6 protein-coding genes are annotated in these 12196 nt (G+C 62.9%); all 6 read right to left on the bottom strand.

Annotated elements, in window-relative coordinates:
• Nucleotides 1-9 precede the first annotated feature (9 nt).
• From WKV53_RS08220 to cax, 6 genes are read right to left on the bottom strand one after another with little or no spacing between them, the layout of a single operon-like run.
• The gene (locus WKV53_RS08220) at nt 10-3117 is read right to left on the bottom strand and encodes a discoidin domain-containing protein (protein ID WP_341404084.1); all 3108 of its coding nucleotides are present in this window, start codon (nt 3115-3117) and stop codon (nt 10-12) included.
• A 24-nt stretch (nt 3118-3141) separates the two neighbouring features.
• A complete protein-coding gene (locus tag WKV53_RS08215; protein ID WP_341404083.1) occupies nt 3142-5442 on the bottom strand; it encodes an acetate/propionate family kinase in 2301 nt (766 codons plus the stop codon).
• Nucleotides 5439-7907, bottom strand: coding sequence for a glycogen/starch/alpha-glucan phosphorylase (locus WKV53_RS08210; RefSeq protein WP_341404082.1), 2469 nt, complete (start codon nt 7905-7907; stop codon nt 5439-5441). The genes WKV53_RS08215 and WKV53_RS08210 overlap by 4 nt, the downstream gene beginning before the upstream one ends.
• A 33-nt stretch (nt 7908-7940) precedes the next feature.
• Complete coding sequence (glgX, locus tag WKV53_RS08205; RefSeq protein WP_341404081.1) at nt 7941-10058, bottom strand: glycogen debranching protein GlgX; 2118 nt, start codon at nt 10056-10058, stop codon at nt 7941-7943.
• Complete coding sequence (locus tag WKV53_RS08200) at nt 10055-11068, bottom strand: 2-hydroxyacid dehydrogenase (protein ID WP_345789647.1); 1014 nt, start codon at nt 11066-11068, stop codon at nt 10055-10057. Before WKV53_RS08200 ends, glgX begins: the two co-directional genes overlap by 4 nt.
• Nucleotides 11069-11087: 19 nt before the next feature.
• Nucleotides 11088-12194, bottom strand: a complete 1107-nt coding sequence (cax, locus tag WKV53_RS08195; protein ID WP_341404079.1) for a calcium/proton exchanger — start codon at nt 12192-12194, stop codon at nt 11088-11090.
• Nucleotides 12195-12196: the final 2 nt, after the last annotated feature.

Raw genomic sequence — 12196 nt, 5'->3', positions numbered from 1 at the left:
GAAGAGGGATCAGACGCCGTTGAGAGCGCGGCTGCGTGAAGGTGTGCGTGATTTGGAGAAGCCGATGACGATGGTGGCCGGGAAGTCGTGGATGGTGATCTCGTCCGGCGCGAAACCGGTGAGCTTGCGGCCATTCGAAGTGACCGAGCGGATCGGGGCAGGGCAGGGGGGGCGCAGGACGAAGCCGCCCGGTGGGGGACGGACATTTCCGGAGAGCTCGATCACCAGTTCGTGGTCGAGCTTCAATGTGAGATCAAGGGTGCCATGCCACGTGTGCAGGCCTTTCACCGCGAGCCCGCGTGGATTGGCCAGCCAATGGGGAGAGATTCCGGAGGCGATGACCAGCGAGTCATCGCTCTCGCGCTCCCAGGCGAAGAGGCTCGCGAAGGCCAGCATGTATTCGGCGGAGATCCACGTGTGGGGCACATCGCCGAGGTGACCGGGGCTGCGGGGATCGCGCCACGAGATCTCGGGCCATTGGTTCCAGCGCAGCGGACGGCGGTCGGCGAGGAAGTGGTCTAACAATTCATTCGCTTCCGCGCGCTTTCCAAGGCGGACGAGCGCGCCGACGATGCGGATCTCGTAGGCGGTGTAGTTGTTCCAATCCATTTCGCCGCGATGCTTGCGGCGGAAGTCGTGGACAAAGAGATCGTACATGGCATCGAGCTGTTCGCGCGGCAGGAAATCGGCGGCTTGCAGCAGGGCGATGGCATTCGAGGTCGCAGTCGGATCGAAGTCCGCCCATTCCACGGAACCCGGAATGTAGTTCAGCTTGCGTTCCGCGATAACCATGACGATCGAGGCTCGAAGCGTTTCGCGCAGTGAACCGGCGAGAACCGTGAAGTCGGTCGCGTCCTTACGCTTGCCGAGGAGGTTTGCGATGGCCGCGGCATCGAGCAGTCCGCGCAGCGCCCAGAAGTCATCCCAATAGGAATGTACCGGGTGGGCGAGATAGCCTTCGTGGCTAGCCGACTCCGGAAGCAGACCATAGCGGTCACGCTTTTCCGGCGCCTGATACTCCGGTGTCAGCCGGCGGGCGCGCAGGCGCTCGATGAAGCGCGCGGCTTTCTTCACGTGTGGCCACATCTCCTGCAAGAAGGCCAGGTCGTGAGTGAAGCGAAAGCACTCGCGCACGCCGTAGACGAGCTGGCCATGGCTATCGTGCTCTACGAGCCAGTCGGGTCCATTGCGGTCAACGCAGCAGGGCACGAAGCCCGACGGCCGTTGGAAGGGCGCATACCACTTGATGAATTCTGTTAGGGCGGCGGTTTCGCCGGTGCGGAGTAGCGCTGCACCCATGATGACGCCATCGCGAATCCACGAGCGGGTGTAGCGACGCGGGCCGGGCTGGAACGCAGGGCCGTCGCGGTTGATGAGGATTTGCCCGGCGGCGGTCTTGAAGGTTTCGGCGGCGTCGCGGGCATTGCCGCCCGGCATGCGGAATTCAACGTGATCGACACGGCTAGCCAAGGCGCGCTGCGCCTCGGAGAACTGGACGGCACCGTTGAGGCCGGCGATTTGTGCGACTTTGTCGGCACTGGTCGCGCGACCAAAGGGCACCGCCACGAAGACTTCACGCGAAGTGCCTGCCGCGAGCTTCATTTCGAAGCCGAGTGCTGCCGATGCAAAACCGAAGTCGTCTTGGACTTCCTGTTGTTCGGGCAACGTGCCTGCGGCGAGATGTTCGCTAACGGACCCTTGTTCGAAGGAGGCGCAGCCGAAGGATGACGGCGCGCTGAGCGGGATCACTGGCTTGTCGCCATTCACCCAGACGGCATTGCCGGTGCGCTTGACGTGGGTGATCTTGCTGACGCCGCCGAGTTGATTCCATTCCTGCCATGGCGGGTTCACTTGGAAGGGGCGCATCGCCACGAACAGCTTCACGCGCCGGCTTTTCGCTGAGGAGTTCGTCACACGATAGCGGACGAAGAGAACGCAATCCGCGCCTTTGCCGGTGGCGAAGGCGGTGGTCTGGAGCTTCAGGCCCGGCAGCGACCAGAATGCCGAGGGAATCGGCAAGCCATCCGGCTCCATGTCCACCGAGCGCCGCGCGTCTGCCCAAGTGATGAGTTCATTTTCCAAATGCAGGAAGGGCTCGAGCGAGAAGCTGCCCTTGTCCGGCTCGACCATGCCTTCCTCATTGATCAGCGCGCAGGTGAGGCCCTCGGGGCTGCCGGCGCAGGTCCAGTAGCTTTGCTCGCGGGTCAGATAGCGAGGGTAGTAGCCGCGCTGGCTGAGCGCGGCGATCGAGTGGAAAGTATCGATCAACGTTTTCGAGAACGTGAACGACTGGATCGCGATGCGTTTCAAACCGGGCGGCGGCATCACAAAGGATAGGCGTAGGAACCGCGAATGGGTCACCGGGAGGTGGATGAAGCTGCGAACGCCGCGGGCGTCCGTGACGCGGTGAAGGACTCGCCATTCCTTGCCATCGTCCGAGGCCTCCACGGCGAAGGCACGAGTTGCGGGGCGGGGCAACCAATCGATGATCAGGCCTCCAACCTCGCGCGGTTCATGGAAATCGACGGCCAGCCATGGTTGCTGGTCTGAGGGTTCGCTCCGCCATTCACATTTCGGACGTGCCGATAGCAAGCCGGCGGCGTTCGATCCCGCTGCCGAACTTGAAGTGGTGACGCGTGGCTTCCGGCGGTTGGTGCGATCCTGAAAGCGAAAGTGGTCGATCCAGACGGTGCCCTTGCCGCCCGGACCGGCGCTCAGGACGAATTCGATCGCACCGAGTTTTTCAATCCGACCGCCACCAGCCGGTCCCCACGCGAAGTCGATGCGGCTGCCGTGAAGATTCAATTCGCGTGGAGCTTCACGGAAATCGAACTCGTCCTCTTGCCAGCGCCAGACATTCCGGTTCGACGGGTCGGCCAGCTTGAACTCGAACTTGTTTTTCGGCGCCGAGCCGCGCACCCGGAAGGCGAAGGCATAGTCGACGGGCATGGTCCTGCGGAATTCCTTCCGCGCAACCACGAAGCCACCGCCGCCGTGGAAATCGAAGTCCAGTCGCAGCGCGCCGGCTTCCACGGTGATCTTCATTTCGGCTTCTCCCGAGGCGAAGGCCTGCCAGCCCGCCGCGGTGGCGAAGTCGTCGAACACAAGCTCTTTCATGGGTTTGTTAGACTCTTGAACATGTCAGTCATCCTGGATGCCGTCAATGAAGCCTTGTGCGCCATTTCCCAGGTTCGCGGCATTTGCCTCATCCGTGTCAATGTGCATCGCCAGTGCAAAGTTCGGGTCGACCCGTATCCGCACGTCGCCGAAAATCACCTCCCGGTCACCTGCGACCCGTATGCGCACAGTTGCCTTGTCGCGCAGGCCGTAACGGAGGGCATCGGCCGGGGTCATGTGGATGTGGCGCATGGCGCAAATCACGCCGCGTTCGAGGGTTACGCTGCCGACGGGCCCTTCGAGGGTGCAGCCCGGCGAGCCCTTGATATCGCCGGACTCGCGGATCGGTGGGTGGATGCCGAGCTTGAATTGTTCGGTCATCGCAATCTCGACCTGCGTTGCCTTGCGCACGGGACCTAACACCCGGACGCGGTCGATCCGGCCCTTCGGACCGACGATGGCGAGTTGCTCTTTGCACGCGTATTGTCCGGGCTGAGAAAGGTCAGCGTGCCAGGTGAGCTGGTGGCCGGGTCCGAACAAGGATTCGACGTGCTCTTGTGTCAGGTGGATGTGGTGAGCGGATACCTCGATGGGCACGGGCTGCGTGCGGCATGCTTCGCTGACGCGGACGAGGTGATCGCGTTCGATGGCGCGCAGGGTTTCACGCGCGATCATGCGCTCCTCGTCGGTGGGCAAGACGAGCACGGCAACCTGTGATCCGTCCGGGGAGATGCGGGAGGACTCTTTGCCATTGACGGAGCGGTTGAGTTCCTCATCGAGCTGGATGCCCATGCACTGCAAACCTTGGACCGCTGCTCCGCGAACTCCGGCGCTGCCCTGACCGATGCCTGCGGTGAAGACGAGTGCATCGATTCCGCCGAGCGCCGCGACGGCCGCGCCGATGGACTTTCGCACCCGGTAGCAGAATGTCTTGAAGGCGATCAGCGCGCGGGCGTCCCCCGCTTCGGCAGCGGCTTCGATCTCGCGCATGTCGCTGGAGACGCCGGAGATCCCGAGTAGGCCGCTCTTGCGGTTCAGCACTTCATCCAGTTGTCCGGCGGTAATGCCATCGGTGCGTTCCAGATAGGCGGCCACGCCGGGATCGAGGTCACCGCAGCGGGTGCCCATGATCAGGCCTTCGCAGGGCGTGAAGCCCATGGTGGTATCGATCGAACGACCGTGATCGATGGCACAGAGCGATGCGCCATTGCCGAGATGGCAGCTGACGATTTTCAGTTCACGTGGCCGCCGCTTCAAATACTGAGCGGCGGCGAGTGCCACGTGGCCGTGCGAGGAGCCGTGGAAGCCGAAGCGCCGGATGCCCTTGGTCTTGTAGTAGTCGTATGGTAGCCCGTAGAGGTAGGCGTGCGGTGGAAGAGTGGAGTGGAAGGCAGTATCGAAGACGGCGACCTGAGGGGCGGTGGGGAAGGCTCGGAGTGACTCGCGGATGCACGCGGTATTGCGGGGATTGTGCAGTGGTGCGAGCGGAGCCAAGGCATCCAACGCTGCCAACACGCCTTCATCAATGACGACCGCGCCGGTGAACTTCTCGCCGCCGTGAACAACGCGATGACCGATCACGTCGATCGCTGCCGCCTCAGGGATGACTCCGGTGCCGCGATCCAGGAGGGCTTCCATCATCGCGGAGAAGGCTTCGACGTGGCCGCCCTTTGGCAGGTTGCGGGTCACTTCACAGCGCGGGCCATGCTGGACCAGCCGGGTGCCATTGTCGCCGATGCGTTCAATGTGGCCTTGGACGTCGTTGCCCGGCTGGCCGGTGTCGAAGAGGCTCCATTTTAATGACGACGATCCGCAATTCAGCACGAGGATGCGCTGGGGCCGTTCGCCCTTGAGGGCGAGAAGTCCGTCGACGTCATCCTTGCGCATCACGGCGGCGGCTTTCGCCGGGTCCGACATCACCATGCGGAAGCGCTCGCCGATGGTCCGCGAAATGTGCTGCACCGCCCGTGGCTCTGCCATCACGTGCGATTGAAACAGGCCGAGCGGCACTTCCATCACTTTGACGGACGTGGTGGCTGTTAGATCCGCGAGGGCAGCTTCTCCGCTCATCAGTGCCATCTCGCCAAAGGTTTCACCGGCACCAAGATGTCCGAGCGCTCGCGGCGATCCATCGTCGCCGGTGACCGATGCCGAGAGTTCGCCTTCGAGGACGACTCCCAGCGAGTGCACGACTTCGCCTGCGTAGGTCACCGCTTCGCCGGGAGCGAAGGACTCGATCCGTGAACCTACGGCAATTTCGTTCAGACGCGCTTCTTCAAATCCTTCGAAGAGCGGAACCCGGGAGCGGAGGAAGTCACCGTTCATTTTTTCAGCTTCTTGACGTTCACCTTCCAGACCCGCTGGCAGTAGTCGCGGATCGAGCGGTCGGAGGAAAAGCGACCCATGCGGGCGGTATTGAGGATGGAGGCGCGGGTCCATGCCTCGGGATCCATCCACAGTTCGCTGACGCGCTGCTGGGCATTCAAGTAGCCGCGGTAGTCGGCCAGCAGCAGGTAGGGATCGTGGTAGAGGAGGTTGTCCACTAGCGGTTGGAAGAGATCCCGGTCTTCGCCGAGTGCTCCGCTGGTGAGGAAGTCGATGACTTCCCGCAGGAGAGGATCCGACTCGTAGCGATCACGGGGCCGGTAGCCACCGTGCTTGAGCGCGGGGACCTCGGCGGCATTGAGCCCGAAGAGGAAGAAGTTTTCCTCCCCCACTGCCTCACGGATTTCGACATTAGCTCCATCCAGCGTGCCGATCGTCAGTGCCCCGTTGAGAGACATCTTCATGTTGCCGGTGCCGGATGCTTCCATGCCCGCGAGTGAGATCTGCTCCGAGAGATCGACCGCGGGATAGATGGACTGGCCGTTGCGGACATTGAAATCGGGAAAGAAGACCACCTTAATGCGGCCGGCGATGTCACGGTCGTGGTTGATGAGTTCGCCGGCAGCGGTGGCGAGACGGATGATGCGCTTGGCGAGGAAGTAGCCGGGTGCGGCCTTGCCTCCGAAGATGAAGGTGCGGGCGGGAACTTCTGCTTTCGGATCTTTCTTGAGGCGCAGGTAGAGCGTCAGCACGTGGAGCAGGTTGAGGTGCTGGCGCTTGTATTCATGGATGCGCTTCACTTGGACGTCGAAGAGGGAGGTTGGATCGACCTCGATGCCGGTGCGTTCGGCGATCAAGGATGCCAAGTGGCGTTTGTTAGAGAGCTTCACCTCGCGCCATTCCTGACGAAAGGCGGGGTCTTCGGCGTGAGGTTCGAGCTTGTGCAGCTTTTCGAGATCGCCGGGCCAGTTTTTGCCGGCCACCTTGGCGAGCAGCTTGCCGAGGCCGGGGTTGGCGAGGGCCACGAAGCGGCGGGGGGTGACGCCATTGGTCACGTTGGTGAACTTTTCGGGCCATAGCGCGGCAAAGTCGGCTAGGACCGTTTGCCGCAGGAGTTTCGAGTGAAGTTCCGCGACGCCGTTCACGGTCTGGCTCCCGACGCAGGCGAGGTTTGCCATGCGGACGTAGCGAGGTCCGCTTTCATCGATCAGGGAGAGGCGGGCGAGCCGCTCATCGTCGCCGGGAAAGGCGGCGCGCACTTCATCGAGGAAGCGGGCATTGATCTCGTAGATGATTTCCAGGTGGCGCGGTAGCAGGCCGCCGATCATGTCGACCGGCCAGCGCTCCAAGGCTTCGGGAAGCAGGGTGTGATTGGTATAGGAGAAGGTGCTGCGTGTGACTTTCCAGGCGACATCCCACCCGAGTCCGTGCTGATCGACCAGCAGGCGCATGAGTTCCGCGACGGCGATGGCCGGGTGGGTGTCATTGAGCTGGACTGCCCAGTTGCTGTGGAAGCTCTCCGGCGGGGCTCCGCGCAGCGACAAGATGCGCAGCATGTCCTGAAGTGCGCAGCAGGTGAAAAAGTACTGCTGCTTTAGCCGCAGCTCCTTGCCGCGGTGAAGCTCGTCATTCGGGTAGAGCACTTTGCTGAGGTTTTCCGAGGCGACCTTTTGTTCGACGGCCCGGTCGTAGTCGCCGTGGTTGAAGGCGGAGAAGTCGAAGGACTCAACGGCTTCGGCTTTCCACAGTCGCATCAAGGCACAGGTGTCCGAGTCGTAGCCGGAGATCGGCGTGTCGTAGGCTTCGCCACGGATCACGATGGACGGCACCCAGCGCTTCCGGGGGCTGTCACTCTCGTCCTGCCATGGCTCGGTGTGGCCGCCGAACATCACGTCCTGCACGGCTCCCGGCCGGTGGACTTCCCATGGATTGCCGCCATGCAGCCACTTGTCGGTGCCCTGGATCTGCCAGCCATCGCGGATCGTCTGATCGAAGATGCCGAACTCGTAGCGGATGCCGTAGCCCACCGATTGCACTCCCACGGTGGCGAGCGAGTCGAGATAGCACGACGCCAAGCGCCCGAGGCCGCCATTTCCGAGCCCGGGTTCCTCCTCCTCAGCTAGCAAGTCATCGAGATTGATGCCGAGGCCATCGAGCATTTTGCGGATGGACTCGGTCAGTCCGAGGTTCAGCAGATGATTACCGAGGTGGGGGCCGGGCAAGAACTCGGCAGAGAAGTACGCCACGCGTCGTACCAAGAGATTGTCGCCCTTCTCGAAGCAGCGGACGCCGCGGCGCATGACGTGGTCGCGGACCGTCATGGCAAGGGCGAGGTAGTGGTCATGCCTCGTCGAGTAGGCGGGCAGACGTCCGAGGGCGCAGACGAGATTGTCGAGGAACGCCTGTCGCAAGTCATCCGCGCCGATGCCGGTGCGAATCGAGTCGGAGATGGGGATTCCTTTCATGGCAGATGGGTGGTTTGATGGAAGCCGCTCCTTTCACGGAGCGGACGGCATGGCCCGCAGCAGGACCAGGGAACGGCCGTGGAGGGGATAGGTGGCGAGATGGGCGATACGTCGGCCGATTGCCTCCGGGTCGGCGGTGTCGAACTCGACTTGCCACTCGACCTTGCGGTCGCGTTCTCCCAGTTGGAACGGCACTTCCTCATCATGAGCATTGAAGAGGATGGCAAAGGTGTCGCCGGTGATGCGATCTCCCTGTTCACCGGTTTCCTCGATCTGGTCGCCGGGTAGCGCCATGCAAAGGCAGTGGGCATGACCGGCGTGCCAGTCATGATCGGTCATCTCGTGGCCATCGGGCTTGAGCCAGTGGAGGTCCTTGATCTCTTCGCCGTGAATCGCGCGGCCGAGGAAGAAGCGGCGACGACGGAAGACCGGTTGCTCGCGGCGGAGTTGCAGCAGCCTCCTGGTGAAGGCGAGCAATTCGAGTTGGGAGGGGCTGTGCTTCCAATCAAGCCACACCAGTGACGAGTCCTGGCAGTAGGGGTTGTTGTTGCCCTGCTGAATGCGGCCGAATTCGTCGCCGGCGAGTAGCATCGGCACCCCCTGCGAGAGGATCAGGGTGGCAAGCAGGTTCCGTTGCTGGCGTTGGCGGAGGGTGTTGATTTCGGGGTCGTCGGTGGGGCCTTCGGTGCCGCAGTTCCAGCTGTCGTTCTGGTTGTTGCCGTCGCGGTTGTCTTCGCCGTTGGCCTCGTTGTGCTTATGATCGTAGCTGACCAGGTCGCGGAGCGTGAAGCCGTCGTGGGCGGTGATGAAGTTCAGGCTGGCATGCGGTCGGCGGCCATTGTGCGCGTAGAGATCGCTGCTGCCGGCAAGGCGGGTGGCGAACTCGCCGACCGAGCCGCCGCGGCCGGTCCAGAAGCGCCGAACGCAGTCGCGATACTTGCCATTCCACTCGCTCCACAGCACGGGGAAATTTCCGACCTGATAGCCATTCGGCCCGAGGTCCCATGGCTCGGCGATGAGTTTGACCTGCGAGAGCACCGGGTCCTGGTGAATGATGTCGAAGAAGGCACCGAGGCGATCGACTTCCCACAGCTCGCGCGCCAAGGCACTGGCGAGATCGAAGCGGAAGCCATCGACATGCATCTCCAGTACCCAGTGGCGCAGTGAGTCCATGATGAGCTGAAGCGTGCGCGGGTGGGCGACGTTCAGTGAATTTCCGCAGCCGGTGAAATCGAGGTAGCGCGTGCGGTCGTCCTTCAGCCGATAATAGGCGGCATTGTCGATGCCGCGGAATGAGAGCATCGGTCCGTGGTGATCGCCTTCGGCCGTGTGGTTATAGACGACGTCGAGGATCACCTCGATGCCTGCGGCGTGAAGTGAGCGGACCATTTCTTGGAACTCGGCCACGGCGCCATCCGGGCCGCTGGCGGCATAGCGCGGGTCGGGTGCGAAGTAACCGAGGGTATTGTAGCCCCAATAATTCGTCCGGCCGGATTTCACCAGATGCGGTTCGTCGACGTGGTAGTGGACGGGCAGGAGTTCCACCGCAGTGATGCCGAGCGCCTTCAGATAGGAAGTCGCTGCGGGTGACGCGAGGCCGGCATAGGTGCCGCGCAGGGGCTCCGGGATGTCCGGGTGCTGCTTGGTGAATCCCTTCACGTGCAGCTCATAGACCACGGTCTGGTGCCATGGTGTGCGGAGTGGTGGGTCATCGGGCCACGCGAAGGATGTGTCGATGACGCGGGCGAGGGGAGCGCAGGCGGCGGTATCGCCGTCCGCGTCGAGGATCTCCGGTGTCCATCGTACATCGCGGGCGATCGACTTGGCGTAGGGGTCGAGCAGCACCTTGGCTGGCTGGAAGAGATGCCCTCGTTCAGGATCATGGGGGCCGTGGACGCGGTAGCCGTAGATCTGGCCGGGCTGCACGCCGGGCACATAGCCGTGCCATACTTGGTCGGACTTTTCCGGCAGCATGATCCGACGTGACTCGACCTGTGCATCGGCGGAGTCGAACAAGCATAGCTCGACCTTGGTTGCATGATCGGAGAACAGCGCGAAATTCACGCCCTTGCCATCGAATGTTGCTCCGAGCGGCGATGGCCGGCCCGGCCACACCGGAGCAACTGCGGGTGCTGACCGTTGCACGCTCATGGCGATGAAAGATCGACCAAGGCGGTCTCCGGCAGGAAGGGCCGCCCTTCGGCACCGGCGGTGAGATTGGCCACAGTGACGCGCGCGATTTCCGACAGTGCTTCCTTTGTTAGAAAGGCCTGGTGTGCGGTGATCAGGACATTCGGGAAAGTCAGCAGGCGGGCGAGGTCATCGTCCTGGAGGATCTGGCCGGAGAGGTCCTCGAAGAAGACGCCCTCCTCTTCCTCATAGACATCGAGCGCGACGCCGCCGAGGCGTCCCGCCTTCAATGCCTCGATCAAGGCGCGTGTGTCGATCAGGGCACCGCGGCTCACATTGATCAGGATGGTGCCGGGCTTCATCAGCTCCAGCGTCTCCTTGCGGATGATGTGGTGCGTTTCCGGGGTCAGAGGCGTGTGCAGCGAGATCACCTCGGACTCCGTCGCCAAAGTCCGAGGATCGGAATACTCGATGCCATGCTCGACGGCCCAGTCAGGCGAAGGGTAGGGATCGTAGGCCAGCACGCGCATGCCGAAGCCACGGAGGATCTGTGCGGTGATGCGGCCGATCTTGCCGGTGCCGACGATGCCGGCTGTCTTGCCGTGCAGGTCGAAGCCGACGAGGCCATTGAGCGAGAAGTTGAGATCGTGCACGCGGTTGTTCGCGCGCGGGATCTTGCGGTTGAGCGCGAGCAATAGGGCCACTGCGTGCTCGGCGACAGCGTGGGGTGAATAGGCCGGCACGCGGGTCACTGAGAGACCGAGGTCCCTGGCGGCGACGAGATCCACGCCATTGAAGCCGGCACAGCGCAAGGCGATGTGTTTCACGCCGAGTGCCTTCAGTGCTTCGAGGCACGGACGGTCGGCGTGGTCGTTCACGAAGATGCAGACCGCTTGTGCGCCGGTGGCTGCGGCGGACGTCTCGGCCGTGAGCCGGCAGTCCATGAAGCGCCAGTCGATGTCCATGCCCGCGGATGCATGGTGCAGGGGCTCGCGGTCGTAGGGCTTGGCGTCGAAAACAACGGTGCGGATCATGGTGGGTGGGAGCGCTTCAGGCGTTGGCCGGTGGCAGCAGGTAGAGGGTCATGGCGAAGATCAGGTATACCATTAGCACCAATACTCCGACGAACCACGCCGAGCGTCCGCTATTCGTCGCGAGTGAGGCGGTGAGGGTAGCAATTAGCATCATGACCACCGCACCGGGCCAGAATTGCAGGCTCATCGGCGTGGGCCCGATGATGTAGCTCAGCAGCACCAGCACCGGAGCCACGAAGAGGGCGATCTGCGAGGCACTGCCGAGAGCGATGCCCACACTGAGATCGAGCCGGTTTTTCCGAGCGCCGGAAAAGGCCGAGGCCATTTCTGCCGCGCCGCCGACCAAGGCGACGACGATGAAGCCCACGAATGCCGGGGTCATGCCGAAGGTCTTGGCCGCTTCCTGCACGGACTCGACGAAGACCTCGCTGACCAAGGCGACGAAGATCGTGACTACCGCCAGGGTTCCCAGCGCGAGGCCGATCGGCCATGGTTCCTCGCCATCACCGTCACCGTGACTGGCGGTGCCGAAGAATTCGCGATGGGTTTTCAGCGAGAACAACATGCCAAGCGCGTAGGCACCGATCAGGAGGATCGACAGGCCGACGCTCAATTTCTGGCTGAAGGCCGCCGCAGCGGTGCCTGCGCCTGCGTCCGCCTCGACGATGGCCGATGGCACCAGCAATGCGATGGTGGCCAAGAATAGCAACCCGGCCTGAAGGCGGGCGCTGACGCGGTTGTATTCCTGCGTGTGGTGCTTCAAGCCACCGAGCAGGAAGGATGCTCCGAGCATGAAGAGTGTATTGGCGACGATCGCGCCGGCGACCGAAGCCTTAACCAGCAGGTATTCGCCCGCGCGGAGGGCTGCGAGTGCGATGACCAGCTCGGTCAAGTTCCCGAGCGTGGCATTGAGCAGTCCGCCCACGGCGTCACCGGTTTTCGAAGTTACCGATTCGGTCGCGTGGCTGAGCAGCGCCGCGAGAGGAACGATGGCGCCGAGCGACAGGAGGAAGTGCAGCGTATGCGCTTCCGGCTTCATCGAATGAGCGGCAAAGACCACAGGCACGCAGACCAGAAGCCACAGCAGCGGATTGCGCCGGATTTCCGAGAGGAGGGCCTTCATGG

The sequence above is a fragment of the Luteolibacter sp. Y139 genome (assembly GCF_038066715.1).
Lineage (GTDB): Bacteria > Verrucomicrobiota > Verrucomicrobiia > Verrucomicrobiales > Akkermansiaceae > Haloferula > Haloferula soli.
The sequence above is the reverse complement of the archived record's forward strand: the minus strand, read 5'-3'. Positions and strand labels throughout refer to the sequence as shown.

Bases quoted from the DNA above. Each gene is read 5' to 3' on its own strand.
- cax (WP_341404079.1), bottom strand. From the start codon at position 12,194: ATGAAGGCCCTCCTCTCGGAAATCCGGCGCAATCCGCTGCTGTGGCTT.
- glgX (WP_341404081.1), bottom strand. From the start codon at position 10,058: ATGAGCGTGCAACGGTCAGCACCCGCAGTTGCTCCGGTGTGGCCGGGC.
- WKV53_RS08215 (WP_341404083.1), bottom strand. From the start codon at position 5,442: ATGAACGGTGACTTCCTCCGCTCCCGGGTTCCGCTCTTCGAAGGATTT.
- WKV53_RS08220 (WP_341404084.1), bottom strand. From the start codon at position 3,117: ATGAAAGAGCTTGTGTTCGACGACTTCGCCACCGCGGCGGGCTGGCAG.
- WKV53_RS08210 (WP_341404082.1), bottom strand. From the start codon at position 7,907: ATGAAAGGAATCCCCATCTCCGACTCGATTCGCACCGGCATCGGCGCG.